The 25,829-nt window shown below is 71.4% G+C and carries 24 protein-coding genes and 1 tRNA gene; 13 read left to right on the top strand and 12 right to left on the bottom strand.

Annotated elements, in window-relative coordinates; genetic code table 11:
* Window positions 1–42 precede the first annotated feature (42 nt).
* Window positions 43–684, bottom strand: a complete 642-nt coding sequence (gene orn / locus E3N83_RS00600; RefSeq protein ID WP_151081502.1) for an oligoribonuclease — start codon at window positions 682–684, stop codon at window positions 43–45.
* A 123-nt stretch (window positions 685–807) separates the two neighbouring features.
* Between orn and E3N83_RS00605 the strand changes: the two genes are divergently transcribed.
* Genes E3N83_RS00605 through E3N83_RS00620 form a run of 4 tightly spaced genes read left to right on the top strand, consistent with a single transcriptional unit; the run spans window position 808 to window position 3,337 of the window.
* Entirely contained in the window at window positions 808–1,314 is a 507-nt protein-coding gene (locus E3N83_RS00605; RefSeq protein WP_238342998.1) for a DoxX family protein, read from the top strand.
* Complete coding sequence (locus E3N83_RS00610) at window positions 1,280–2,032, top strand: DsbA family protein (protein ID WP_191907892.1); 753 nt, start codon at window positions 1,280–1,282, stop codon at window positions 2,030–2,032. Before E3N83_RS00605 ends, E3N83_RS00610 begins: the two co-directional genes overlap by 35 nt.
* Window positions 2,032–2,298, top strand: coding sequence for a transcriptional regulator (locus E3N83_RS00615; protein ID WP_151081504.1), 267 nt, complete (start codon window positions 2,032–2,034; stop codon window positions 2,296–2,298). Before E3N83_RS00610 ends, E3N83_RS00615 begins: the two co-directional genes overlap by 1 nt.
* 13 nt (window positions 2,299–2,311) lie before the next feature.
* Window positions 2,312–3,337 (top strand): adenosine deaminase, encoded by a 1,026-nt coding sequence (locus E3N83_RS00620; protein ID WP_151081505.1) that lies wholly within the window; start codon window positions 2,312–2,314, stop codon window positions 3,335–3,337.
* On the opposite strand, the gene E3N83_RS00625 is transcribed toward E3N83_RS00620, so the two are convergent.
* The 7 genes from E3N83_RS00625 to E3N83_RS00655 form a co-directional block, all read right to left on the bottom strand.
* Window positions 3,322–4,485 carry an adenylate/guanylate cyclase domain-containing protein gene (locus E3N83_RS00625; protein ID WP_202879286.1) on the bottom strand — a complete coding sequence of 388 codons (1,164 nt, stop codon included), beginning with the start codon at window positions 4,483–4,485 and terminating at the stop codon, window positions 3,322–3,324. The genes E3N83_RS00620 and E3N83_RS00625 overlap by 16 nt on opposite strands.
* Window positions 4,482–4,856 carry a response regulator gene (locus E3N83_RS00630; RefSeq protein ID WP_151081506.1) on the bottom strand — a complete coding sequence of 125 codons (375 nt, stop codon included), beginning with the start codon at window positions 4,854–4,856 and terminating at the stop codon, window positions 4,482–4,484. Before E3N83_RS00630 ends, E3N83_RS00625 begins: the two co-directional genes overlap by 4 nt.
* Entirely contained in the window at window positions 4,853–7,105 is a 2,253-nt protein-coding gene (locus E3N83_RS00635) for a hybrid sensor histidine kinase/response regulator (protein ID WP_202879287.1), read from the bottom strand. Before E3N83_RS00635 ends, E3N83_RS00630 begins: the two co-directional genes overlap by 4 nt.
* A 377-nt stretch (window positions 7,106–7,482) precedes the next feature.
* Complete coding sequence (locus tag E3N83_RS00640) at window positions 7,483–8,337, bottom strand: class I SAM-dependent methyltransferase (protein WP_151081508.1); 855 nt, start codon at window positions 8,335–8,337, stop codon at window positions 7,483–7,485.
* A 114-nt stretch (window positions 8,338–8,451) separates the two neighbouring features.
* A complete protein-coding gene (locus tag E3N83_RS00645) occupies window positions 8,452–9,543 on the bottom strand; it encodes an alpha/beta fold hydrolase (RefSeq protein ID WP_151081509.1) in 1,092 nt (363 codons plus the stop codon).
* Window positions 9,544–9,552: 9 nt separating this feature from the next.
* Window positions 9,553–10,170, bottom strand: a complete 618-nt coding sequence (locus tag E3N83_RS00650) for an HAD-IA family hydrolase (protein ID WP_202879288.1) — start codon at window positions 10,168–10,170, stop codon at window positions 9,553–9,555.
* Entirely contained in the window at window positions 10,170–10,595 is a 426-nt protein-coding gene (locus E3N83_RS00655) for a PPOX class F420-dependent oxidoreductase (RefSeq protein WP_151081510.1), read from the bottom strand. Before E3N83_RS00655 ends, E3N83_RS00650 begins: the two co-directional genes overlap by 1 nt.
* A gap of 172 nt (window positions 10,596–10,767) precedes the next feature.
* Here E3N83_RS00655 and E3N83_RS00660 point away from each other — a divergent pair, with 172 nt between their 5' ends.
* Window positions 10,768–11,442 carry a PAS and ANTAR domain-containing protein gene (locus E3N83_RS00660; RefSeq protein WP_191907893.1) on the top strand — a complete coding sequence of 225 codons (675 nt, stop codon included), beginning with the start codon at window positions 10,768–10,770 and terminating at the stop codon, window positions 11,440–11,442.
* Window positions 11,443–11,480: 38 nt separating this feature from the next.
* Here E3N83_RS00660 and E3N83_RS00665 read toward each other — a convergent pair whose 3' ends face one another.
* Window positions 11,481–11,981 (bottom strand): hemerythrin domain-containing protein, encoded by a 501-nt coding sequence (locus tag E3N83_RS00665; protein WP_151081512.1) that lies wholly within the window; start codon window positions 11,979–11,981, stop codon window positions 11,481–11,483.
* Window positions 11,982–12,311: 330 nt separating this feature from the next.
* Here E3N83_RS00665 and E3N83_RS00670 point away from each other — a divergent pair, with 330 nt between their 5' ends.
* Window positions 12,312–13,133 carry a hypothetical protein gene (locus tag E3N83_RS00670; RefSeq protein ID WP_151081513.1) on the top strand — a complete coding sequence of 274 codons (822 nt, stop codon included), beginning with the start codon at window positions 12,312–12,314 and terminating at the stop codon, window positions 13,131–13,133.
* Between the two features lie 11 nt (window positions 13,134–13,144).
* On the opposite strand, the gene E3N83_RS00675 is transcribed toward E3N83_RS00670, so the two are convergent.
* A tRNA-Arg gene (locus E3N83_RS00675) sits at window positions 13,145–13,218 on the bottom strand.
* 87 nt (window positions 13,219–13,305) lie between these two features.
* Here E3N83_RS00675 and E3N83_RS00680 point away from each other — a divergent pair.
* A complete protein-coding gene (locus tag E3N83_RS00680) occupies window positions 13,306–14,517 on the top strand; it encodes a cysteine desulfurase-like protein (RefSeq protein ID WP_151081514.1) in 1,212 nt (403 codons plus the stop codon).
* Window positions 14,518–14,771: 254 nt separating this feature from the next.
* Here E3N83_RS00680 and E3N83_RS00685 read toward each other — a convergent pair whose 3' ends face one another.
* Window positions 14,772–16,379 carry a peroxidase family protein gene (locus E3N83_RS00685; protein ID WP_191907894.1) on the bottom strand — a complete coding sequence of 536 codons (1,608 nt, stop codon included), beginning with the start codon at window positions 16,377–16,379 and terminating at the stop codon, window positions 14,772–14,774.
* A gap of 91 nt (window positions 16,380–16,470) precedes the next feature.
* Between E3N83_RS00685 and E3N83_RS00690 the strand changes: the two genes are divergently transcribed.
* Window positions 16,471–17,430, top strand: a complete 960-nt coding sequence (locus E3N83_RS00690; protein ID WP_151081516.1) for an LLM class F420-dependent oxidoreductase — start codon at window positions 16,471–16,473, stop codon at window positions 17,428–17,430.
* 3 nt (window positions 17,431–17,433) lie between these two features.
* On the opposite strand, the gene E3N83_RS00695 is transcribed toward E3N83_RS00690, so the two are convergent.
* Complete coding sequence (locus E3N83_RS00695) at window positions 17,434–18,900, bottom strand: aminopeptidase P family protein (protein ID WP_238342999.1); 1,467 nt, start codon at window positions 18,898–18,900, stop codon at window positions 17,434–17,436.
* Window positions 18,901–18,969: 69 nt separating this feature from the next.
* On the opposite strand from E3N83_RS00695, the gene E3N83_RS00700 reads away from it, so the two are divergent.
* The 5 genes from E3N83_RS00700 (at window position 18,970) to ettA (ending at window position 25,826) form a co-directional block, all read left to right on the top strand.
* Window positions 18,970–20,091: a PrsW family intramembrane metalloprotease gene (locus E3N83_RS00700; RefSeq protein ID WP_151081517.1), complete on the top strand. Its 1,122-nt coding sequence runs from the start codon at window positions 18,970–18,972 to the stop codon at window positions 20,089–20,091.
* Window positions 20,088–21,857 carry a GTPase family protein gene (locus E3N83_RS00705; RefSeq protein ID WP_238343000.1) on the top strand — a complete coding sequence of 590 codons (1,770 nt, stop codon included), beginning with the start codon at window positions 20,088–20,090 and terminating at the stop codon, window positions 21,855–21,857. Before E3N83_RS00700 ends, E3N83_RS00705 begins: the two co-directional genes overlap by 4 nt.
* Before the next feature lie 73 nt (window positions 21,858–21,930).
* Window positions 21,931–23,553, top strand: coding sequence for a GTPase (locus E3N83_RS00710; protein WP_238343001.1), 1,623 nt, complete (start codon window positions 21,931–21,933; stop codon window positions 23,551–23,553).
* 125 nt (window positions 23,554–23,678) lie between these two features.
* Window positions 23,679–24,092: a single-stranded DNA-binding protein gene (locus E3N83_RS00715; protein ID WP_151081519.1), complete on the top strand. Its 414-nt coding sequence runs from the start codon at window positions 23,679–23,681 to the stop codon at window positions 24,090–24,092.
* A 51-nt stretch (window positions 24,093–24,143) separates the two neighbouring features.
* Complete coding sequence (ettA, locus tag E3N83_RS00720; RefSeq protein WP_151081520.1) at window positions 24,144–25,826, top strand: energy-dependent translational throttle protein EttA; 1,683 nt, start codon at window positions 24,144–24,146, stop codon at window positions 25,824–25,826.
* The last annotated feature ends 3 nt before the right edge of the window (window positions 25,827–25,829 follow it).

A 25,829-nucleotide genomic window follows, 5' to 3' on the forward strand; every position in this document is an offset into this window, starting at 1 on the left:
GGCTCCGCCCAGGGGCGGAGACAGTCAGGAAGTGTAGGGCAATCAGCCCTCGGAACTCCCATCGGGGGCGCCGTGGCCGGGGTCGGTCAGGGAGCCGCCGTGCTCCACGGCCATGGCCCTCGCGCCGGCGGTGTCGGGCCCCGGCGTCGGCACGAAGACGGCGGCCCGGTAGTAGCGCAGCTCCTCGATGCTCTCCTGGATGTCGACCAGCGCCCGGTGGTGGCCGGCCTTGACCGGAGCGGCGAAGTAGGCCCGGGGGAACCAGCGGCGGGACAGCTCCTTGATCGAGGAGACGTCGACGATCCGGTAGTGCAGGAACGCGTCGAGATCGTGCATGTCGCGCGCGATGAACGCCCGGTCGGTGCCGACGGTGTTGCCGGCCAGCGGCGGGCGCGACCCGTCGGGGCAGTGCTCGCGCAGGTAGGCCAGGACCTGCTGCTCGGCTTCCTCGAGCGAGATGCCGTCGTCGAGCTCGTCGAGGAGCCCCGACTTCTCGTGCATCGTGCGGACGTAGTCGTCCATCTGCGCGAGGGCCTCGGCCGGAGGCTTGATCACCAGGTCGATGCCGTCGCCGAGGACGTTCAGGTCGAAGTCGGTGACCACCGCGGCGATCTCGATCAGCGCGTCCGCTACATAGTCGAGACCGGTCATCTCGCAGTCGATCCAGACCAGGCGCTCGTTCACAAGGAGTCACCCTACCGACGTCGGTCGTCCTGGGCGCCGGGTCCCCGCAAGGGGAAGGAGGTCTCGCGGGGGAAGGACCTTCGCCCCGTCCGCGCCGGAACCGCCTCGCACAGGCTGAGAGGTGTGAAGCAGCAGTGGATCGGCTTGGCGTGCCGCGCCGTCCTCGCTGCGGTCTGGCTCAGTGCGGGGGTCCTCAAGTTCCGTGACGCCGCCGGGACCGTGCGGGCCACGCGCGCCTTCCGGCTGCTGCCCGAGTCGCTGGTGCCGGCCGTCGGCCACTTCCTGCCCGTGCTCGAGCTGGTGATCGGCGCCTGCCTGCTCCTGGGGTTGCTGACCCGGGCGATGGCGATCGCGACCGGGGTGCTGATGGTGGTGTTCATCGTCGGCATCGCGTCTGCGTGGGCACGCGGCCTGGAGATCCAGTGCGGCTGCTTCGGTGGCGGCGGCAACGTGAAGATCGACGCCACCGCCGGCTACGTCCGCGACCTCCTCCGCGACCTCGGTCTGCTGCTGCTGTCCGCCTGGCTGGTCTGGCGACCCCGCACGTGGCTGTCGCTGGACAACGTCCTGTTCCGCCCCCTCGAGAGGTTCGATGATGTCGACGAAGAACCAGCAGCAGTCCAGGGCTGAGCGCGCCCGTCGCGCCCAGAGCCTGATGCGCGAGCAGCAGCGCCGCGAGCGCAGCCGCAACCTGATGGTGGTGGGTGCGGTGGTCGGCGCTCTCCTGGTCATCGTGGGGGTGCTGTTCTACGTCCAGAGCAAGCGCGACACCACGGGTCAGGCCGCCGGCAGCGTCCCGGGCAACCTCACCGGCGGCTACTCGGTGACCGTGGGGCAGGCGTCGGCGCCGACCACGCTGAAGCTCTACGAGGACTTCCTGTGCCCGATCTGCGGTGAGTTCGAGGCCGCGACGAGCGCCCAGGTGGATGCCGCGATCGCTGCCGGCAAGCTGAAGGTGGACTACCACATGGCCGGCTTCCTCGATCCGCACTCGACCAACGCGTACTCGAGCCGGGCCCTGAACGCCGCAGCGGTCGTGCTCGACACCTCCGGGCCCGAGGTCTTCCTGACGTTCCACAACCTGCTCTACCAGCACCAGCCGGCGGAAGGCGGGCCCGGGCCGTCGGACGACCAGCTGATCGCGTACGCCGTGCAGGCCGGTGCCCAGGAGTCGGCCGTGGCCGGGCCGATCCGGGACAAGGTCTACGCTCAGTGGGTGCTGAACGCCAACGACCAGATGTCCAAGGACGGCGTGGTCGGCACGCCCACCGTCTTCATCAACGGCCAGCAGCAGGACCCCACCAACCCGGCGGCCGCAGCCCAGGCAGTCCTGGCGGCGATCAAGTAGTGCAGGTCGAGCGCGTCCAGCGCTGGGTCATGTCGACCCTCCTGCTCACCGTCTGCGCCCTCTTCGCCACCGGTATGGCGATCCTGTCGGGGATCGTCGACCGGGCCGGCGCGCGACCGGGGCTGCTCGGGATCTCCGGCGTGGTCGGCCTGATGGCGATGGCCGGGATGCGGGCGATCAACCTCAAGCGGATCCTGACCCCGTGGCTGCTGCTGGGGCTGCTGCCCGCGATCGTCGTTGGTTCGTACTACGCGCTCACCGCCTGACAGACTGCTCCGCGTGAGTCTCGCGTCCTTCATCGCCGGTCTGCCCAAGGCCGAGCTCCACGTGCACCACGTGGGTTCCGCCTCGCCGGCGATCGTCTCCGAGCTCGCCGAGCGGCATCCGGGCGTGGTCCCCTCCGACCCCGACGAGCTGCGGCGCTTCTTCGAGTTCCGCGACTTCGCGCACTTCGTCGAGGTCTACCTCGCCGTGGTCGACCTGGTGCGCACGGAGGACGACGTCCGCTACCTGACCTACGAGGTGGCGCGGGAGCTGGCGACCGGCCAGCAGGTGCGGTACGCCGAGCTCACCTGCACGCCGTACACCTCGGTGCTGCCGGACGACGACGACCTCGGCATGCCGATCGAGGTCTACACCGAGGCGATCGAGGATGCCCGGATCGCCGCTGAGCGCGACTTCGGGATCGTCCTGCGCTGGATCTACGACATCCCTGGCGAGAGCGGGATGCCCGCCGCCGACGCGACCCTGTCGTTCGCGCTCAACCACCGGGTCGACGCCTTGGTCGGCTTCGGGCTCGGCGGCCCCGAGATCGGGGTGGCCCGCGCGCAGTTCAAGCCGCACTTCGACGCCGCCCGCCGGGTGGGCCTGCACAGCGTCCCGCACGCCGGCGAGACCACCGGCCCCGAGACAGTGTGGGACGCCCTGCAGGTGCTCGGTGCCGAGCGGATCGGGCACGGCACCTCCGCGGCCACCGACCCGAGGCTGCTGAAGTACCTCGCCAAGACCGGGATCCCGCTGGAGGTCTGCCCGTCCTCCAACGTCGCGACCCGCGCGGTCGCCAGCCTCGAGGAGCACCCGATCGCGACGTTCCGCGACGCAGGCGTGACGATCACGATCAACTCCGACGACCCGTCGATGTTCGGCACCACCCTCAACCGGGAGTACGAGATCGCCGCCGACCTGCTCGGGCTCGACTCCGGGGGAGTCACCGACCTGGTGCGCGCGGCGGTCCGCGCGTCGTTCGCCCCCGACGAGGTCAAGTGGGCGATCCTCTCCGAGATCGACGTCTACGCGGGCCGCTGAGGGCTCTCCTCGAAGGCGGGTCGCGACCCCGGGAGCTCGGCGGCCGAGATGTCGTTCACGTGTACGCCGTGCGCGAAGCCCTTGGGGGTGATCTTGCCGAGCGGCTCGTGGTCTGCCACCGGCCGGACCAGGGAGTCCAGCACCCGGTCGGTGGTCAGCACCTGCCACGGCTCGGCGGCCGCGACCAGACGGGCCGCCAGGTTCGTCACGCTGCCGATCGCGGCGTAGTCGAACCGGTCCTCGAAGCCGATCCGGCCGAGCGTCGCGTAGCCCTGCGCGATGCCCGTCCCGAGGGCGAGGTCGAAGCCGCGGCGCCGCCAACCCTCGGCGAGCTCGCGCACCGTGCGGTTCGCGGCCAGGGCCGTGGCCACCGCGCGGTCGGCGGAGTCGGAGCACGGGACCGGGTCGTTGAAGAACACCATGGCGCCGTCACCGGTGAAGCGCTCCAGCGTCCCCTCGTGGTCGTGGATCAGGCGCCCGATGGCCGCGTGGAACTCGCCGAGCACCTGGGTGACCTCCTCCGGCTCACTGGTCTCGGCGAACGGCGTGAAGTTGCGCAGGTCGAAGAACACCACCACGATCTCGCGCCGATGGCTCAGCAGGAGACCCTCGTCCGCCATCACCAGCTCGGCGACCTGAGGGGACAGGAAGCGACGGAGGCGGCCGACACGCTCGAGCTCGCCCAGCTGCTCCTCCACGCGGGCGGTGAGCTCCTGGTTCCAGGCGGCCAGCTCGGCGGCCTGGCGGCCGATGGTGTCGTGGAAGCGCTTGATCCGTGCCAGTGAAGCGATCCGGGCGAGCAGCTCGCTCTGGTCGAAGGGCTTGGTCACGAAGTCGTCGGCACCGGCCTCGAGCGCCCGCGCCCGCTGCTGCTCCCCGCTGGCGGTGATCATCACGACCGGGAGGAACTCGGTGGCGGGCTCGCTCCGGATCCGGCGGCACACCTCGTAGCCGTCCAGGCCCGGCATCAGCACGTCGAGCAGGACCACGTCGACGAGATCGTCCTCGGCGAGCCGCGCCAGGCCCTCGGCTCCCGACGGGCAGACGACGACGTCGTACCCCCGCGGCGAGAGCACCGCGTCGATCAGCCGCAGGTTGGCGGCCTGGTCGTCGATGGCGAGGACCCGCACGGCGCGGTGGTGGCTCACGGCTGCTCCCGCAGGAACGAGGCCACCTGGTCGGGCAGCGAGCGGACGCTGATCGGCTTGTTGAGGTAGCCGTCGAAGCCGGCGGTCTCGGCGGCCGCGTGGTCACGGTCCATGACCAGGGCGCTGAGCGCGATCACGGGTACGTCGTCGGCGAGGACGCCGCTCCGCAGCCGGCGCAGGGTCTCGGTGCCGTCGATGCCGGGCAGCTGCAGGTCCATCAGCACGAGGTCGGGCGGCAGGTCTCCGGCCAGCAGCAGGCCCTCCTCGCCGGACCCGGCGCCGACGACCTCGTAGCCGGCGTACTCGAGCACGTCGCGGACCAGCTTGAAGTTCAGGGGGTTGTCCTCGACCACCAGGATCCGCGTGGTCATGGGAGGCCCCCCGTTCCGACATCGGTCCCCCGGAGGACCCCGGCCCCCGCCAGGGCCTCGAGCAGGTCGGCGCGGCCGATGGGCTTGGTGAGGTAGGCAGACGCGCCGAGCGCCAGACCCCGCGCATGGTCGTCGACGATCGAGGCCACGACCACCGGAACCTGCGCGGTGGCAGGGTCGCCCTTGAGCTCCTCGAGCACCTGCCAGCCGTCCATCCGGGGCAGCTGCACGTCCAGCACGACCGCGGCCGGTGGGCTGCGCCGTGCCATCTCCAGCGCCTCGACGCCGTCATGCGCGGTGAGCACGAGGGCGGGGCTGCCGGCGAGGTAGGCGATCATCAGGTCGAGCGAGGCCCGGTCGTCCTCCACCAGCAAGATCGTGGGCCGGCCGTCCTTCCCGAGGGTGGTCGCGGCCCCGTCGGCCGTGAGGGCCGGATAGACCGGCAGCGAGAAGGTGAAGGTGCTGCCGCGCCCCTCCTCGGACTCCAGCCACAGCCGGCCGCCGAACAGCTGAACGATGCGCCGCGACAGGGTGAGGCCGAGACCCGTGCCCTCGGCCTTGGGCGCCCCCCGGCCGCCCTGCTGGAACGAGTCGAAGATCCGCTCGCGGTCCTCCTCCGGGATCCCGGGGCCGGTGTCGCGGACCGCCACGACCAGGTCGCGGCCCGTACGGCGGGCCGACACGGCCACGGCGCCGCCGTCGGGGGTGAACTTGACCGCGTTCGAGACCAGGTTGAGCACGACCTGCTTGAAGCGCAGCTCGTCGGCGTCGAGCTCTTCGACGCCCGGACCCACGTCGAGCTCCAGCGCGATCGCATGAGCAGCAGCTCGCTCCCGGACCATCGAGAGCGCGGACTCGAGCGCCACCCGGATGGAGAACCGGGCCGGCTCGAGCACCATCTGCCCGGCCTCGACCTTGGAGAGGTCGAGGATCTCGTTGAGCAGCTCCAGGAGGTGCCGGCCCGAGCTCCAGATGTCGCGGACGTACTCGGCCTGGCGTTCGTTGAGGTCGCCGAACATCTGGTCCATCAGCACCTCGGAGAAGCCGATCACCGCGTTGAGGGGCGTCCGGAGCTCATGGGACATGCTCGCGAGGAACTCCGACTTGTGGCGGCTCGCGACCTCGAGCTCCCGGCGCTGCGAGTCCAGCTCGCCGTAGAGGCGCGCGTTGACGATGGCCAGGCCGCTCTGGCCTGCAAAGGTCCGCAGCAGGTCGCGCAGTCCCTGGTCGAACAGCCCCGGCGTCCGGCGCCGGATCACGAGGGCGCCGACGAGGTCGTCGTTGCGCTGCACCGGGACGGCGAGCGCCGATCGCCAGCCGTCCTCGAACAGTGCCTGCAGGTGCGGGTCCCGGGTCGGCATCTCGGCCAGGTCGGCCACCTCGAGGGGTTGCCCACCCATCGCCGCCTGCCCGACGAGTGTGGAGTCACGACGGATCTCGATCGAGCGCAGCCGGGCGATCAGGCGGTCGCTGCTGCCGTAGGCCGCGCGGACGATGAACGTCTCCGTGACCGGGTCGAACTCCATCACCGACCCACCGTCCGCGCCGGTGAGGTGGACGGCGTTCGCCACGATCCGGGTGAGCACCTCGTCGAGGTCGAGGCTCGAGCTGACCCCGACGCCGACGTCGCGGAGCGCCTCGAGTTGGGCGACCTTGGTGGCCAGCTCGGCCCCCCTGCTCTCCAGCGCGCCGAGCAGGTCGACCTGGCGGAGCACGATGGCGGCCTGGGCGGCGAAGAGCCCCAGGGTGGCCACCGCGTCGTCGTCGAACGGGTCGACCTCGGTGCGCCACATGGAGAGGACCCCCACGACCTCGTCGTCCAGCATCATCGGCGCGGTGAGCAGCGAGCGATAGCCGGCGATCTGCTGCAGGTCGTTCCGGCCGTACTCCTGGTCGGCGAGCACGTCATCGACCCGTTGGGAGGAGCGGTCCACTGCGGCCCGGCCGACCATGGACTCCCGGTTGCGGGCGATCGGGTGGTCACGCACGTACTGGCGGAAGTCCTCGGGGAAGTCGCCGGAGATCCGCGACAGCCGGATCACGGTGGGCTCGACGAGGTAGAGCTGACCGACCTGCGCACCGCACAGGCTCTGGGCACGCTCGACGATCACGTCGAGCAGCGAGCCCGGATCGGCGCCGGCGCGGCTCAGAGCGACCAGGATCTCGTGGGTGGCGACAGCCTGCTCGCGAGCCTTGTCGCCACCTGCGTCACCCGGCCTCGGCGCCCGGGTCGGAAGGTCAGGTCCCACCTCGCACCTCCCCCGTGGAGGGACCTGGCCAGTGTGCTGCTCCTCGGCGGGGTGCGCAACGGCGAATTCACGAGCGTCGTACGGCGTGTCGGGGCCGACACGCCGAGGGCCGGGAAATTGGTGCCGCCAGCGTCTTGTCGGGGACGCTTCCGCGGGATAGAACTGTCCTGTCGGAAGGGCTTCGGCCCCGAAGACATCGAAGGCCCACCAACTCATACTTGGTGGGCCTTCACCTATTTCTGCCCCGGTTGCGCCGGGTCTCCGCGAGCGCCGGGAAAAGCACAGGCCCGGCGATCTCATACGTCGCCGGGCCGAGACCATTGGACCCTGCGGACGCACGAGATGCAGGGATCTGGGCGGCGTGTCGTCCTCCCGGCTCAGACGACCGTGGCGACCACCATGAGGTACTCCCACTCCAGGCTGCCGTCGGGCTGCCGGTTGCGCTCGGCGAGGTCGAACAGTGCCTGGTCGAGCTCGGCGACGCGCTCGGGCTGGTCGGCGATGCCCCGGTACGCCGCGATGGTGGGGCCGTAGTTGGACTTGAAGTAGTCCCGGAAGGCGCCGGGAGCCTCCAGACCGTCGACCCGCAGCGACTGCTGGGTGACAAGCACGTCGGTGATCCGATCGGCGAAGAGCTCCCTCAGGTGAGCGACGTCCCCCCACAGCGGCGGTGGCTGTGCGCCGGGCGGGGGCGCCGGAGCGAACGGCTTCATCGTGGCGAACAGCTGGCCGATGAACCCCGCCGGGGTCCAGCTGATCAAGCCGATCCGGCCGCCGGGACGGGTGACCCGGACCAGCTCGTCGGCTGCTGCCTGGTGGTGCGGGGCGAACATCACGCCGACGCACGACGTGACCACGTCGAAGGCGCCGTCGTCGAAGGGCAGGCGCTCGGCGTCGGCGACCTGCCACTCCAGTCGGAGGCCGCGCCCAGCGGCATCGACCTCGCCCCGGTCGAGCAGCTCGGGGGTCAGGTCGGTGGCGATGACGTGTGCGCCGGTCGCCGCGGCCGGGATGGCCACGTTGCCGGAGCCGGCGGCGACGTCGAGCACGTGCTGTCCCGGCCCGATCTCGCAGGCCGCCACCAGGGTGGGGCCGAGGTCGGCGATGAGCTCGGTGGCGACGGCGTGGTAGTCGCCGAGTGCCCACATGGCGCGATGGCGCGCCTTCAGGGCCTGGTCGTCGGTGGTGGTGCGGGTGCTGGTGCTGGTGATCAGGGTCTTGGTGTCAGGCATGGGTCCCTCCTCGGTCGGTGCCGCCGACGCTAGGAGGGGTCGCGGGGTGCCGACATCGGTGCAGGCACCCATCAGGTGGGGCGGACCGGTCGTCGTACGACTGCGTAGTGACGCTCAGCCGGAGGAGAGCAACCGGCCGACGGCGCCGGTGCGGGCCGACTTCCCGCGCAGGCCGAGCTTGTCGTAGATGTTCTGGAAGTGCCGCTCCACGGTCCGCACGCTGAGGGTCAGCTCAGCGGCGATCCCGGCGTTGTCGTGGCCCCGGGCGGCGAGCTCGAGGACCTCGAGCTCGCGGGTGCTGAGCACCGAGCGCGGGTCGTCCTCGGGGTCGACCGGGTCGTCGGCGCCGTCCTCGGCCAGGAACTCGGTGACCGTCTGCAGGAACACCGGCCAGGCCGGCTCATCCTCGAGCACGATGTGGTTCTGGCTCTCCAGGCCCACCAGGCGGGCTCCGTCGATCCGGCTGGCGAGCAGCCGGGCGTAGTCGAAGTCGTTCATCCGGTCGCCCACGGAGTGGACCACCAGGGTGGGCGCGGAGATCTGCGGCAGCAGGTGGTTGGAGTCCACGGCTCGCCGCTGGCGCCGAGCCGTGGCCGCGATGCGGCCGGTGACCGCCCGGCGTTGGAGGTCGTCGAGCCAGCCCATCTGCTCCTCGGAGGCGCCGGGGATCATCAGGTAGGTGAACACCCGGCGGAACTCCGGCGTCGGGCGCTCCCACCCGAGCTCGATCACCGCGTTCAGGGCCTCGTCCAGCTCGCGCTCCTCCGGGAGGTCGACAGCGGACGACCCGGGGTAGCTGCCGTAGAAGACGAGACGGCTGACCTGCTCGGGATGGCGTACGACGTACTCGATCGCGACCGGGCCGCCCTGCGACATCGCCAGGAGTGCGAACCGCTCGAGGCCAGCATCCTGGACGACGGCTTCGAGGTCGGCGATCCGCGGCTCGAGGCCGTGGTCGGTGACCTCGCGGTCGGACAGCCCGTGCCCGCGCTCGTCGAAGCGGTAGACGGTCGCGATCTTGCCCAGCTCGCTGAGGTAGTGCCGCCAGACCGGGCTCTCCCAGTCGTACTGGAGGTGGCTGAGCCAGCAGGAGTCGATCACCAGCGGCGGCCCCGAGCCGTGCACGGCGTAGGCGATCGTGACGCCGTCGGCGGAGCGGCAGAAGCGCACCTCCTGCTTCGGCGTGATCCGCGGCGACCCGGCCATGGGCCGATGCTAGCGCCGGCGCAGGGTCACCGTCGTCAGGTCGCGGACCCGCTGGAGCCCGCTGGTGACGGGGGCCTCGAGGTCGCCGACGACGACCACCCGGGCGCCGGCGTCGAGGGCCGAGCGCACCCCCGGCTCGGCGTCCTCGAACGCGACGCTGTCGTGGGGCTCGACACCGAGCAGCGCGGCCGCACGGAGGTAGCCGTCGGGAGCGGGCTTGCCGTGCGTCACCTCGTCGGCGGGGACCAGCACCTCCGGGACGGGGAGACCGGCCGCGACCAGCCGTCGTACGGCGAGGACACGGGGGGCCGAGGTGACCACCGCCCAGGGCAGGCGCAGGGAGCCGAGCAGCGCCGCGGCTCCCGGCACCTCCCGGATGCCGTCGTCCGCCTCGAGCTCCCGGCGCTCGAGCTCGGTGGTCACCGACCGCAGCCGGTCGGTCGAGGCGTCGGGCAGGAAGCGCCGCACGATGTCCGGCGTACGGCGGCCGTGGGAGTAGGCGAGCAACACGGCGGGATCCACGCGGTGCTCGGAGCAGAACTGCAGCCACAGCGACTCGACGACGGCCGTGGAGTCGACGAGCGTGCCGTCCATGTCGAACCGGGCGGCAGCGACCGTCAGCTCCACTAGCGGTCGCTCAGAGCGCCGTACACATGGTCGGGACGGAGCCGGATGACGGCGCGCCCGTCGCGGACCATCGCGGCGCGGTAGTCGTCCCAGTCGTCGTGCTCGCCGTTCGCGGCCCGGTAGTAGGCCACCAGCTCCTCGACCACCTCGTCGTCCACGGCCGCTGCCGGCTCGGTGACCTCGACCGCACCCTCGAGCACCGCGTAGGACCAGAAGTCCTGGCTGGTCACGTGCAGCGCGGCCCACGGCGTACGACGGAGGTTGGTGTACTTCGCGCGGTCGGAGGTGGTCGAGATCCGCACCACCCCCTCGTCGTCGACCCAGTGCAGGACGTTGGACAGCTGGGGCCGGCCGTTGCCGCGCAGGGTGACCAGCACGGATCTGGGGTGGCTGCGGGCGAAGTCGAGCGCCTGGGAGATCTCCATGTCCCCATCGTGCCAGCGGGGCCGCGGAGAGGCTCGACGCGACCGCGCCAGATCCTTGGGGATCGGTCAGCCGGCGGATTATCATCGGGCTCGGCCTCGTCAGGGGCCTTGCCATGTGGGAGGCGCGGGCTCACCGGGAGGGACGCTCGCCGACGTGACCGGAGCGGCTGGGGTGTCAGCAAACGATCGTCAGTACGAGCGCGACGACTACGGCGACCACGCCGAAGCCCCGGCGCTGGTCGGCGGCTTTGCCTACGACAAGGCGACGGACCGCTGGACCTGGTCGGCGGAGGTCTACCGCATCCACGGGTTCGAGCCCCACGACGTCGTCCCCACCACCGAGCTGATGCGCTACCACCTGCACCCCGACGAGGGGGAGGCGATCCTGGTGACGCTGTGGCAGGCGATGGCCGCCCGGGCGCCGTTCAGCGAGCACTTCCGGGTGGTCGACGCGCGCGGTACGACCCGCAACGTGCTGGCCCTGGGCACCGGCGACACCGGGAGCAGGTCGGGTCTCGGGCTGCGCGGCCAGCTGGTCGACCTGAGCGACATGCACCACGAGATCCTCCGGAACGACGTGGGTCCCGCCGTCGAGGAGTTCCAGGCGCACCGGGCCGTGATCGAGCAGGCCAAGGGCATCCTGATCCAGATGCTGGCCGTCGACGCCGACGAGGCGTTCGACCGGATGCGCGCCTACTCCCAGCACGCCAACGTGAAGGTGAGGTTCCTGGCCGAGTGCCTGGTCGCAGCCGCGACCAAGGACCGGACCGACCCGACGGAGGGCCCCGGGCTCACCGTCGACGAGCTCTTCGCGATCTTCTCCGAGGCGACCTCCGACGAGCGCTGAGCCCGGCCCCCGAGAGAGGCCGGCTCAGCAGGGTCCGCTCAGTCGACGACGGCCTTGACGACCTTCTTCAGGGTCCCCGGCTGGGAGGGCCGCTTCGGGGCGCGTTTGCGGCGCTCGGCCATCTCCGCACCGATCTCCTGGAGCTGCTTGCGCCCGAGGCCCTCGCGAACCTTGGGGAACCACTCCTTCTCCTCTTCGTCCATGTGATGCTCGACGTTCTCGATCAGCACCGTGGTCTTGGCGGTGAAGCGCTCCGCATCGGGCTTCATCGTCGACAGCTCCATCACGAGCACGTCGGCGACGTGGTGCTCCTCGTAGGACTCGAGCACGTCGTCTTCCAAGTCGGGCAGGAGCTCGCGCACGCGGGGGTACATGACCTCGTTCTCGAGGTAGGTGTGGATCGTCAGCAGCTCGATCATCCGGTCGACGAGGCGACCCTTGACCACGAACGCGTCGTGGCCGGCCTTCTCGAAGTCGCGGAAGACCTTGCGGATCTGCTTGTGCTCGTCCTTGAGCAGGACGATGGCGTCGGTCGACATGGGGCTCCTTGTGGTGGGTTACCCATCAGTACCCGTGAGAGCCCGGGCGCATGCCGACCCGGGCGGCCGACCGGGGAGTCGTGCATCACTTCTGGCGGTGCCACGACACCGTTTGTTGGACGGCGGCAACCGGAACGCGTGGCGCTGCGTCCGAGAAGCGTGGGCAAGGTGAGTCGTGGTGTGCGGGCGAGGCTGCCGGCCGGGTTCCTGGTCGTCGTGACGTCGTTGGCTGCCTGTGCCGTCCACGACTCAGCCGGGCGTCCGAGTGCTCCCGCCGAGACCGCCTCGTCGGGCGTCGAGGTGCAGCCCCGTCCAGCGAGGATGCCGGACGTGCCGTTGCGGTACCTGTATCTGCGAGCGACCGGCTCCGAGGGTGTCCTGGTCAGTCCCGCGGGGACCACCGAGACCGGGCAGCGCGCCTCGGCCTATGTGCCGACCCGGACCGGAGTGGTCTTCGCTGCTGGCGACCGCGTCTACGAGCTCGTCGACGGGGGCACGCCCGTCCCGATCGCCACGGTGCCGGAGGATGCCGTCTCCCTCCAGGTGGATCCGACCCTGCGCTACGTGGCGTGGGACGTGCGCCGGGCCGACGGTGTGCACGCGAGAGCGGTCGTGTACGACGTCGTCAGGCACCGGGTCGTTCTGGACCGGGTGCTCCTCTGGGCCGACCGGTCCGGGCCGCTCCGGATGACGGCCTTCGGTGCGGCTCGACTGCGCCTGGTGCACCTGCCCGGATGGGGTTCCTGGATCTTCGCCACGGTGACGGGCCAGGTGCTGGCCACCCCCGGGGGACAGGTGGTGGATCTGCGAACCCATCGGGTCGAGGGTCCCAGTGTGAGCCGGGGCGTGTGGTCACCCGGTCTGCGATACCGCGCATCCGAGGCCCGTGGTCGACGTCCCTGGCAGGTGGTCGACCTGACGAACGGCCAGGACGTCACGCCCCGTGCGTTGGTGCATCAGCACGGGTACGCCGCCCGGCTGACGGGCTGGCTGGGGAACGCGACCTTCGGGGTGCTCACATCATCGGGCACAGTGCGTCACTCGTCTGTCACGGCGTCCGTCTGCGAGGTCGCGGGGCGCTGCTCGGTGGTGTGGCACCTTCGTCTCGAAGCCGCGGACAGCGGCCTCCAAGGCACCAACCAGATCGACTGAGTCGCTCCCGGCGCCCCCGGCAGGACTCGAACCTGCGACCTAGAGATTAGAAGGCTCTTGCTCTGTCCAGCTGAGCTACAGGGGCCGGGCCGGACAGCGAGCACCCGACCAGGCACCATTGTGACGCACGGCGTTGCGCCTCAGCGACGCGACAGACCCCAGGGAGGCCTGCGTGACCAGCTCGACCACCTACGACGTGGAGGCGGTCCGCGCGCACTTTCCCGCCCTGGCCGGGGGTACGGCGTACTTCGACGGCCCCGGCGGCTCGCAGACCCCGGACGTGGTGGCGCAGGCGATCTACGACGTGATGACGGGGCCGCTGTCCAACCAGGGGGCGAACACCCCAGCGGAGCGAAACGCAGCCGCCACGGTGGACGGAGCGCGCCGGGCGCTCGGCGACCTGCTCGGTGCCGACCCGTCGGGGATCGTCTTCGGCCGGAGCATGACCCAGCTGACCATGGACCTCGCCCGGACCATGGCCAAGGACTGGGGCCCGGGTGACGAGGTCGTGGTCACCCGCCTCGACCACGACGGCAACGTGCGCCCGTGGGTGATCGCCGCCGAAGCGGTCGGGGCCACCGTCCGGTGGGCCGACTTCGACCCGGCCACCGCCGAGCTCGACCCCGCAGTGATCGGCGACCTGCTGAGCGACCGCACCCGGCTCGTGGCGGTGACGGCGGCCTCCAACCTGCTCGGCACGATGCCCGACATCCGGGGGATCGCCGACCTCGTGCACCGCACCGACGCCCTGCTCTACGTCGACGGGGTGCACTACACCCCGCACGCCTTCGTCGACGTCACCGCCTTGGGTGCCGACTTCTACGCCTGCTCGCCCTACAAGTTCCTCGGCCCGCACTGCGGGGTCGTCGCCGGCCGGTTCGAGCTGCTGGAGAACCTGCGCCCCGACAAGCTGGCGCCGTCGTCCGACCAGGTGCCCGAGCGCTTCGAGCTCGGCACCCTGCCCTACGAGCTGATGGCCGGCACCACCGCCGCGATCGACTTCCTGGCCTCGCTGGTGCCGGGCGGCGGCAGTCGGCGGTCCGGGCTGGAGGTGTCCCTCGCGGCGGTCGGGGCGCACGAGGCGCGCCTCGGCACGAGGGTCGAGGAGGCTCTCGCCGCACTGCCCGGTACGACGCTCTGGTCGCGCGCCGCACGCCGTACCCCCACCCTGCTCGCCACGTTCGACGGTCACGCCGTCGCCGACGTCTACGCCCACCTCGGCCGGAACGGCGTGAACGCCCCGGCCGGGACGTTCTACGCCTACGAGGCCGCCCGGTTGCTCGGACTCGACGAGGGCGGCCTGCGGATCGGCCTGGCGGCGTACACCAGCGACGCCGACGTGGACCGGCTGCTCGACGTGCTCACCGACTACGTGACGCGCTGAGCCTCAGTCGTCGTGGTCGACGACCTCTGCCCATCTGTTCCCCGCGCGACTCACCTGACGGCTCGTTGCCTGACGGCGTGTGGCCGGTGCCCTCTGCCTGCGTGCCGGCCTCGGAGCTCTCCACCGCCTCGTCGATGGTGTCACCGCCCAGGCTCGGCTCGTGATCGTGCAGAGTCTCGGACGAGTCATGCTCTTCGCGGGTCATCTCGTCAGTGTGGCGACAAGGTCGTGCCGCCGCCTCACCCCGACGTGCCTCACTGACCCCGCGTCGCCGGGTCGACCCCGGCAAAGCGCAGGAAGTCGGTGAGCGCATAGCTGCTGCCGGTCGCGCCCAGCGTCGGGTGCCAACCGGGCTGCTGGTTGAGGTAGCTCGACGGGTCGGCGCGGAGCAGCCCGATCATCACCTCGGCCACGATCCGCCCGCCGACCGGGCCGAGGAACTGGCCGGCGTTGGCCAGCTGGGCCTCGCGCAGCACGTAGAGCCACAGCGGGGTCGAGCGGTCGAGCCGGAACCCGTGGGCCCCCACGTCGGAGAGGTCGGCCGCGGACAGCACCGGCGCCCGCATCCGACGGGCGACGTCCTGGCCCGACGGCAGCGACCAGGTCAGGTGCCGCAGCAGGGTGCGCTGGGGCAGCGCGATCGGCCCCGGCGCGCCGGGGACATGCGCGATCGCGCTGGTCGGCAGGGCGAACAGAGGCGTCGACAGCACGGTGTCGATCACCTTGTTGGGCCGGACCGCGGCGGAGTAGGCACCCCCGAAGTCGAAGAACGTCTGCCAGCCGACGAACCTCCGGGCCGAGCGGAAGCCGCCTCGCAGGTCGCCCGGGTCGGACGTCGGGTTCTGCCCGTCGGGCACGTCGACGCGGGAGTCGAAGATCAGGCCGAAGAAGGGGTTGCCGTTGTCGCCGGCCAGGTTGGCGCGGTACGACGGCCGCACCATGCTGTGCCCGAACCGGTAGGCACCGCCCGAGAACTCGACCGGGATGTAGGCGCCGTGCTGCGGGTGGAAGTAGCGCGGACCCCGCGCGAGGACGTCGTCGACCATCGGCTGGCCGACGAAGTTCGGCAGGACCTGGTTGACCACCAGCCATTGATAGTGCCAGGTGGTGAGTCGCCGCGCCGCGAGGAACGTCTCCATCGGGTCGCCGCCGGGAGCGGCCACGGCGTCGACCGCGTTGGTGTGGAACTTCAGGAAGGCCGCGTGCAGCCCGGAGATGATCAGGTTGGAGTCGTTGCGCGGGTCGCCGACCACCGCGGAGTGGTCGGCACGGCGGGGCAGGTCCTCGAACTGGCCGCCGGACTCGACCAGCAGCTTGATCGGGTGCGCCGGGTCGTAGAGCTCGGACTGGGCGATCGGGCCGCCGCCGTACACCGAGTCGAGGTCGAAGCGGGCAGTGCGCGCGTTGGGCGACGTCCTGGGATCGGTGGCGACGCCGAGCCGTGAGGTCGCGTCGAAGGTCAGGTCGTGGTCGATGAACTGACCGACGAAGGTCATGCCCGCGGTGTCGTGCGGGTTGTTCTTGTTGACCAGGCTGAGGCTGGGGTCGGTGATCAGCAGCACGGGGCCGCCGTTCGGGCCGAACAGGTCGTCGCCGGCATCGAGCATCCCGCCGGGTGCGGCGATCTCCAGGAGGGCCTGACGCAGCTCCGGGGTGTTGGCGGCGAAGGGCGGCAGCTCGTCGAAGATCCGGCCGAACATCGCCGACGGCGTCGCGCCGGACGCCGTACCCCCCATCGGGCAGCCGCCGGACGCGGCGACTGCCGGCGACCCGCCGCCGGACACCGCGACCAGCCCCGCGCTCGCGGCTCCGGCCGCCCCGGCCTGGAGGAATCGGCGTCTCGACGCGCTCTGCTGGCTCATGGTGGTGTCCTCTCGTCGAACCAGTAGGAGGAGTGGCGCGGGCCACTGATACCCGCGTGGTGGGCGAGCCGGAAATGGGTACGGCGCGGGCATGAGACTCGGGTACACGTTGATGTCGGAGCAGTCGGGACCCCGCGAGCTGGTCGTGCACGCCGCCGCGGCCGAGCGGGCGGGCTTCGAGTTCGAGGTGATCAGCGACCACTACTTCCCGTGGCTCGACGAGATGGGCCACTCGCCGTACGCCTGGAGCGTGCTGGGCGCGGTCACCCAGGTGACCTCCCAGGTCGAGCTGATGACCTACGTGACCTGCCCGACCATGCGCTACCACCCCGCGGTCGTGGCCCAGAAGGCAGCGACCGTCGACCTGCTCAGCGGCGGGAGGTTCACCCTGGGGCTGGGCGCGGGGGAGAACCTCAACGAGCACGTCGTCGGCGCCGGCTGGCCGCCGGTCAACGTCCGCCACGAGATGCTCGAGGAGGCCGTCACGATCATCAAGGAGCTCTTCCAGGGTGGCTACGTGAGCTTCTCCGGTGACCACTACCGGGTCGACTCGGCCAAGCTCTGGGACCTCCCGCAGCAGCCGGTGCCGATCGGCATCGCGGTGTCGGGCGAGCAGTCGGTGACGACGTTCGCGCCGCTCGTCGACCACCTGATCGCGGTCGAGCCCCAGGCCGAGCTGGTCGCCCGGTGGGACGCCGCGGTGGGGCACCCGAACAGCCGCAAGATCGGTCAGCTGCCGGTCTGCTGGGCTCCCGACCGGGACCAGGCGGTGACCCGGGCGCACGAGCTGTTCCGCTGGTTCGGCGGAGGTTGGAAGGTCAACGCCGAGCTACCCGGCCCGTCCGGCTTCGCCGGTGCCTCGCAGTTCGTCCGGCCGGAGGACGTCGCCGACTCGATCCCGTGCGGGCCCGACGTCGACGCGATCGTCAAGGCGGTACGCGAGTTCGAGGACGCCGGGTTCACCGACCTGGCGCTGGTCCAGATCGGCGACGAGTCGCAGCACGACTTCCTGGAGTTCGCCGAGAAGGAGCTGCTCCCGGCGCTGCGCTGAGGGTCAGGAGCGGGCGCTCCCCATCCACGCCTCGACGTCGGACGACGTACGGGGCAGGGAGTCGGAGAGGTTCCGGAAGCCGTCGGCGGTGACCAGGATGTCGTCCTCGATCCGGATGCCGATGCCGCGCATCTCCTCCGGGACCAGCAGGTCGTCGGCCTGGAAGTAGAGGCCGGGCTCGACCGTGAGCACCATGCCCTCGGCGAGGTCGCCCTTCGGGTAGACGTCCGGCGACGCCTGTCCGCAGTCGTGGACGTCCATGCCGAGCATGTGGCTGGTGCCGTGCAGGGTCCAGCGCGCGTAGACCTTCGACTCGGGGTCCAGCGCCTCCTCGGCCGAGCAGGGCAGCAGCTTGAGGCCCTCCAGCCCGTGGGCGAGCACGTGCATCGCGGCGTCGTGCGCGGCGTGGAACGGTACGCCGGGACGCACCGCCTGGATGCCGGCCTCCTGTGCGGCGTACACCAGGTCGTAGAGCTCGCGCTGGAGCGAGGTGAACGTGCCGTCGATCGGCAGCGTGCGGGTCACGTCGGCGGTGTAGAGGTTGTGGCCCTCGACGCCCATGTCGAGCAGGACCAGCTCGCCCGGGGTGATCGGCCCGGTGTTGTCGATCCAGTGCAGCGTCGTCGCGTGGGCGCCGCCGCCGACGATCGAGTCGTAGCCGATGTCGTTGCCCATCGCCCGCGCCCGTCTGAAGAAGGTGCCCTCGACCCAGCGCTCGCCGTACTCGAGCACGCGGTCCCACTCGGCGACCGAGTCGGTGAAGCCGAGCGTGGTGATGTCGCAGGCGGTCTGGAGCTCGCCGACCTCCCAGGCGTCCTTGACCAGGCGCATCTCGGAGATCACCCGCGCGAAGTCGGCGTCACGGGTCTCGTCGGCCGACACGATCCGGTCGACGCCCTCGGAGACACCGCGGTGGACGCGGGTCTTGCCCGAGCGGCCGAGGTCGGCGGGGAGGTCGTCGATGTGTCGCACCTCCAGCCCGAGGGAGTCGGAGATCTCCTTCAGGGAGGGCCGGCGGCCGACCCAGAGCTCGCCGTACTGGCGGTCGCGGAAGAACTCGTCGGTGGTGCGCTCGGAGCGGGGCCGTGCGTAGAGCACGGAGTCGCCGGCTCCCGTCTCCGGGACGACGAGCACGGCGTCGCTGGTCTGGTTGCCGCAGAAGTAGGTGTGCGCGGTGTCGGGACGGAAGCGGTAGTCGGTGTCGTAGGAGCGCACCTTGAACCCCCCGGCGGGCAGCACCAGCCGCTCGCCCGGGAAGGCCTCGGCGAGCTTCCGGCGGCGAGCCTCGGCGTACGACGCGATGGGGTGCGCGGGCAGGTCGAGCTCCCGGTCACCCCAGCCCTGGCGCATGAACTGCGAGTAGGCGGGCGGCACGGCCGGGTCGTGGGACTCTGTCTTCAGCGCGGTCTCCGGAGACTGCTCCGGGCCCGTGGTGGTGGTGGCAACGGCGTCGGGTGTCTGTTCGCTCACGTCGGCAGCCTACGCCCGGCGCGGCCGTGTGTGCGAAGGGGAAAGGTGCTCCTCGGATAGGCTGGGGGGATGGGCCGAGCCACCCGCGACGGTGCCGTCTTCACGGTCGTGGTGACGGCCTCGGTCCTCGTGTGCGCGGTCCCGGTGACCGTGGTCGTGGGCCTGTCCGGGGCTCCGCGCGGCACCGCGCTCGCGGCGCTCCTGGCCGCCGTACCGGTCGGGCCGCTGGTCGCCTGCTTCCTCTGGCTGGACCGCTACGAGCCCGAGCCGCGCCGGCTGCTGGCCGGCGGCCTGGTGTGGGGCGTCTTCGTGGCCACGGCGATCGCGCTGCTCCTCGAAGGTGTCGGCGGCTTCGTCGGCGGGCTCTCCGACAAGCGGATGCTCGAGCTCAGCGCGCCCCTGGCCGAGGAGGCGAGCAAGGGTCTCTTCCTGCTGCTCCTGCTGTGGTGGCGTCGCGCGGAGCTCGACGGCGTGCTCGACGGCATCGTGTACGCCGGGATGGTCGGGGTCGGCTTCGCCTTCACCGAGAACATCCTCTACCTGGCCAGTGCGTACGACGGCTCCCCGGACCTGGGCCCCGGCGGGGTCCACGCCCTGACCGGCACCTTCGTCCTGCGCTGCCTGGCCAGCCCGTTCGCGCACCCGCTCTTCACGGCGTGCACCGGGGTCGGTGTCGGGATCGCGGTGAGCTCCCGCCGCCGGGCCGTGCGCATTGGTGCGCCGGTTGCGGGGTACGCCTGCGCCGTGATCGCCCACGCCGCCTGGAACACCGCCACCGTCTACGGTCCGGGCAACTTCGTGACGGTCTACCTGATCCTGATGGCGCCCGTCTTCCTGCTGGCGGTGGCGCTGGCCACCTGGGTCCGGCAGACCGAGGGCCGGATGCTCGCCGGCGCCCTGGCCGACGCCGCACGGCGGGGGCTGCTTCCGGCGACCGACATCGGGTGGGTCGTCGACCTCGCGGCCCGGAGGACGAGCCGGGCGTATGCTCGGGAGACCGGGGGAGCCGACGCCGAGCGCGCCATGCGCGACTACCAGCAGGCGGTGGTCGAGCTCGGCTTCCTGCACAGCCGCTACCTGCGCGGCGTACCACCCCCGGACTTCGCTGATCGTGGACGTGGATACGTTGCGCGCATCAGTGAGATCCGGCCCTCGATCGCGTTCCCGGGACAGGTGGTACCCATCCGATGACGGAGCCGACCCGACCGGGCAGCGCCCACACGGGCGCCCAGACGAGCGGGACCGAGATGGTCACCGCCCTGGTGCGCCTGCGCTCGGTGCTGCAGGAGGCCGTGCTGCCCCTGGAGCTGCCGGGCGTCGAGGCGAGCCGCTCCGCCCGCGCCGAGATGGTCGACCAACTCGAGGACTACGTCATCCCGCGGGTGGTCACGCTCGACGCCCCGCTGCTGGCCGTGGTCGGCGGCTCGACCGGCGCCGGCAAGTCGACGTTGGTCAACTCGCTGGTCGGCACCCGCGTGACCGAGTCCGGCGTCCTGCGCCCGACGACCCGCTCGCCGGTGCTGGTGCACAACCCCGCGGACGCGCACTGGTTCGGTCCGGGCCGACTGCTGCCCGAGCTGGAGCGGGTCAGCCGGCCGACGGTGGACCCGCGGGCCCTGCAGCTGGTGCCGCTGGACGTCGTACCCCAGGGACTGGCGATCCTCGACGCTCCCGACATCGACTCCGTCGAGGAGAGCAACCGCCACCTCGCCGCCGAGCTCCTGGCGGCCGCGGACCTGTGGATCTTCGTCACCTCCGCCGCGAGGTACGCCGACCAGGTGCCGTGGGACTTCCTGCGCCAGGCCGCCGAGCGCTCGGCCGCGGTCGCGATCGTGCTCGACCGGACGCCCGCGGACGCCGTCGAGACCGTGGCCACCCACCTGGCCCGGATGCTGGCAGCCCGCGGGCTGAAGGACTCGCCGCTGTTCACCGTCAACGAGACGACGCTGAACGAGCAGGGGCTGCTGCCGCCGCGCCAGGTGGCGGAGATCCGGCGCTGGCTCTCGCAGCTCGGCGCCGACGCGGACGCGCGGGCGGCCATGGTCAAGCAGACCCTCGACGGTGCCATCCGGGGCCTGGCTCGCCGGGCCCACACCGTGGCGGACGCCTGTCTGGAGCAGGCGGAGGTCGCCGAGCGGCTGCGCGTGGGCGCCGAGGCGGCGTACGACGAGGAGGTCCGCCGGATCATCGACGCCACCGCCGACGGCACGCTCCTGCGCGGTGAGGTGCTGGTGCGGTGGCAGGAGTTCGTCGGCACCGGCGAGCTGCTCCGGTCCCTGGAGCAGCGGGTCGGCCGGCTCCGCGACCGGATGGTCAACGCCGTCAAGGGCAAGCCGCAGCAGGCCGAGCGGGTCAGCGTGGCGGTCGAGTCCAGCCTCGAGACGCTGATCCTCGAGCATGCGGAGGCTGCGGCCGAGCGCGCCGAGGCCTCCTGGCAGACGCTGGCACCGGGTCAGGAGCTGTTGTCCGACGTCGGCGAGGACCTCGGGCGAGCCTCGCGCGGGCTGCGCCGCAAGGCCGAGCGCGCCGTCCGCGAGTGGCAGCAGGACGTGCTCGACATGGTGCGCACCGAGGGTGCCGACAAGCGCACGACCGCGCGGTTCCTGGCATACGGCCTGAACGGGCTGTCGGTCTCCCTGATGGTGGTGGTCTTCGCCCAGACCGCGGGGCTCACCGGTGCGGAGGTCGGCATCGCCGGAGGCGGCGCGGTGCTCGGCCAGAAGCTGCTCGAGGCCGTGTTCGGCGACCAGGCGGTCCGGCGCCTGTCCGACCGGGCCCGACGCAAGCTCGAGGTACGGGTCCGGGCCCTGCTCGACGACGAGCGGGCCCGCTACCTCGACCTGCTCGGCAGCCTCGGCCTCGAGCCGGGCGCGGCCGACCGGGTGCGCGCCGCCGCGCGGAAGGTCGACGACCTCCGGTTCGCCGCCAGCGATGGGCCCGCGACCCACTCGCACTAGGCTTGAACGCGTCATCGTCCGGGTCTGTGCGAGGGAGAACATGTCGTCGCTGGTGGAAGGGGCCAGGAGACTGGTGTCTCGTGGCTCGGATCTGGGAGACCGGATCGACGGGCTCGGACGGGCGACGGCGGCCGCCCGCGGTCGCCTCCCCGACCCCGTGGTCGACGAGGCCGAGGCCACGGTCGGCCGGGCCACCCACCGGCTCGGGCTGACCGCCGACCACACCGTGGTGGCGCTCGCCGGGGCCACGGGCTCCGGGAAGTCGTCGACCTTCAACGCGCTCGCGGGGGTCGAGCTCTCCTCGGTGGGCGTACGCCGGCCCACGACCTCGTGGGCGACCGCCTGCGTCTGGGGCAAGGCCGGTGCCGACGAGCTGCTCGAGTGGCTCGGCATCGCGCCGCGCCACCAGGTCATGCGCGACTCCCTGCTCGACCTCGGCAAGGAGGACAGCGCGCTCCAGGGCGTCGTACTCCTCGACCTGCCCGACCACGACTCGACCGAGGTGTCCCACCACCTCGAGGTCAACCGGCTGATCGAGCTGACCGACCTGATGGTGTGGGTCCTCGACCCGCAGAAGTACGCCGACGCCGCCGTCCACGACCGCTATCTCGCCCCGTTCGCGTCCCACAAGGACGTCATGCTGGTGGTCCTCAACCACATCGACGAGGTGCCCGAGGACCGGCGACAGGCGATGCTGGACGACGTACGCCGGCTGGTGGACGCAGACGGCCTGGACGGCGTACCCGTGCTGGCCACCAGCGCCCGCACCGGCGAGGGGATCGACGCCCTCCGGAGCGAGATCCAGCGGCGGGTGAAGGCCAAGAGCGTGACCCGGTCCCGGATCCAGGCCGACCTCAAGGACGCGGCGACCCGCCTACAGGAGGCCAGTGGGACGAGCACCCACCCGGCCCTGTCCAAGGAGCGGATCGCCGCCCTCGAGGACGCCTTCGCCGACGCCGCCGGGGTGCCGACGGTGGTGGCGGCGGTCGAGTCGGCGACCCGGCTCCGGGCCGGCCGCGCCACCGGGTGGCCCGTGACGTCGTGGATCTCGCGGCTGCGCCCTGACCCGCTCCGGAGGCTCCACCTCGACCTCGGCGAGGCCGGCAAGGAGTTCACGCGGCGCGGGCGGACGTCGGTTCCGGCAGCCACATCGGTGCAACGGGCCAGGGTCGACAGCGAGGTGCGAGCCGTGGCCGACGAGGTCTCGGCGCCCCTGGCCCGACCGTGGGCCGATGCGGTCCGCCGGGCCTCGGTCTCGCGGCTGCCCGATCTCAACGACCGCCTCGACTCCGCGCTCGCGGGCACGGAGCTGGACGCCGACCGGATCCCGGTCTGGGCCGGCGCCGTCCGGTTGCTCCAGTGGGTGCTCCTCCTGGCCGCCCTGGTCGGCCTCGGCTGGCTGGGGGTGCTCGCGGGCGATCAGTACCTGAGCGGCTCGAACCCCTCGGCCCCGGAGGTCGGTGGCTTCCTGCTGCCCACAGCGCTCCTGCTCGGCGGTGTGATCCTCGGGGTCCTCCTGGCCCTGGCCTGCCGGCTGCTGGTCTCGGCCACCGCGCGCTCCCGTGCCCGCACCGCGGACCGGCGACTCCGTGAGGCGATCTCACGGGTCGCGGACGAGCTCGTGGTGGCCCCGGTGCGCGGTGAGCTGGCGGCGTACGACACGGTGCGCGAGGGGCTGGCCGGGGCGCTCAAGTAGCCCGCTTCCCTTCCACAGCCCCTCTACCGGTCCGCCGTCTCCACAGGTCCTGTCCGGCGCCGGTGGTCCTGTCGGTGCTCCTCCCGAGGCTCGTCCCAGCAACCGACGAGACCGAGGAGAGACCCATGAACGAAACCTTCGTCACCCTGTCCGGCTGGCTGGGCAACGACGTCAGCGTGCGTCAGGCCGCCGACGTGCCCGTCGCCAGCTTCCGGGTCGCGAGCACCCCGCGCCGCTTCCAGCGCTCCACCCAGACCTGGGAAGACGGCGACACCCAGTGGTACTCCGTGAACGCCTGGCGGGCGCTCGCGGAGAACTGCGAGCAGTCCCTGCGGCGCGGCGACCCCGTGGTGGTGCACGGCAAGCTGAGCGCCCACGTCTGGACCAACAAGGCCGGGCTGGAGGTGACCACCTTCGAGATCGAGGCCGCGTTCGTCGGCCACGACCTGAACCGCGGCACGAGCCGGTTCCAGCGCCGGAAGCCGGTCGTCGCGTCCGACGGCGCGAGCACCGAGGAGGTGCCCGCCGACGCCGCCTGACGAGTGGCCCCGATCCGGCGTTTGCGGTGCTCGCGCCGTAGGGTTCGGAGCATGGCTGACTACGTCTTCACCCTGCGAAACGTGCGCAAGGCGCACGGCGACAAGGTGGTTCTCGACAACGTGACGTTGTCGTTCCTGCACGGCGCGAAGATCGGCGTCGTCGGGCCCAACGGCACCGGCAAGTCGACCCTGCTCAAGATCATGGCGGGGCTCGAGCACGCCAACAACGGCGACGCGATCATCGACCCGGACGCCACGGTGGGCATGCTCCAGCAGGAGCCGCCGCTGACAGAGGGCAAGACGGTCCTGGAGAACGTCGAGGAGGCCGTGGCCGAGACCAAGGCCAAGATGGCCCGCCTCGACGAGCTCTACCTGATGATGGGCGACCCCGACGCCGACCAGGACAAGGTCGCGACCGAGGCCGGTGACCTGCAGAGCGAGCTCGACGCCGCCAATGTCTGGGACCTCGACAGCCGGCTCGACCAGGCGATGGACGCGCTGCGCTGCCCACCTCCCGAGGTGCTGGTCGACAACCTGTCGGGTGGTGAGCGGCGCCGTGTCGCGCTGTGCAAGCTGCTGCTCCAGCAGCCGGACCTGCTCCTGCTCGACGAGCCCACCAACCACCTCGACGCCGAGTCGGTGCAGTGGCTCGAGGGGCACCTCGCCTCCTACCCCGGCTGCGTGCTCGCCGTGACCCACGACCGGTACTTCCTCGACAACGTCGCGCAGTGGATCCTCGAGCTCGACCGCGGCAAGGCCCACCCCTACGAGGGCAACTACTCGACCTACCTCGAGACCAAGCAGGAGCGCCTCAAGATCGAGGGCGCCAAGGATGCCAAGCGCGCCAAGATGCTCGAGCGCGAGCTGGCGTGGGTGCGGTCCAACCCGAAGGCGCGCCAGGCCAAGAGCAAGGCCCGCCTGGGCCGCTACGAGGAGATGGCCGCCGAGGCCGACCGCAACCGCAAGATCGACACCGGCGAGATCAACATCCCGGCGGGTCCCCGGCTGGGCGACATCGTGCTCGAGGCCAAGGGCCTGGGCAAGGGCTTCGACGGCCGCACGCTCATGCACGACCTCTCCTTCACGCTGCCCCGCGCCGGCATCGTCGGTGTGATCGGCCCGAACGGCGTCGGCAAGACCACGCTGTTCAAGATGATCATCGGCGAGGAGAAGCCCGACGACGGCGAGCTGGTCGTGGGCAAGACCGTGAAGATCTCCTACGTCGACCAGAGCCGCGGCGGCCTCGACCCGCAGAAGAACGTCTGGGAGGTCGTCTCCGACGGGCTCGACTTCATCAAGGTCGCGAACTTCGAGATGCCCTCGCGGGCCTACGTCGCGTCGTTCGGCTTCAAGGGTCCCGACCAGCAGAAGCGCGCCGGTGTCCTCTCCGGCGGTGAGCGCAACCGGCTCAACCTCGCGCTCACGCTGAAGATGGGCGGCAACCTCCTGATGCTCGACGAGCCGACCAACGACCTCGACGTCGAGACGTTGCAGTCGCTCGAGGACGCGCTGCTGGAGTTCCCCGGCTGCGCCGTGGTCACCTCCCACGACCGGTGGTTCCTGGACCGGATCGCCACGCACATCCTGGCGTGGGAGGGCGACGACGAGGACGACGCCAAGTGGTTCTGGTTCGAGGGCAACTTCGCCGCCTACGAGGACAACAAGATCGAGCGGCTGGGCATCGAGGCGGCGCGGCCGCACCGGGTGACCCACCGCAGGCTGACCCGCGACTGACGG

Origin of the sequence: Nocardioides cynanchi, assembly GCF_008761635.1 — a bacterium.
Taxonomy (GTDB): domain Bacteria; phylum Actinomycetota; class Actinomycetes; order Propionibacteriales; family Nocardioidaceae; genus Nocardioides; species Nocardioides cynanchi.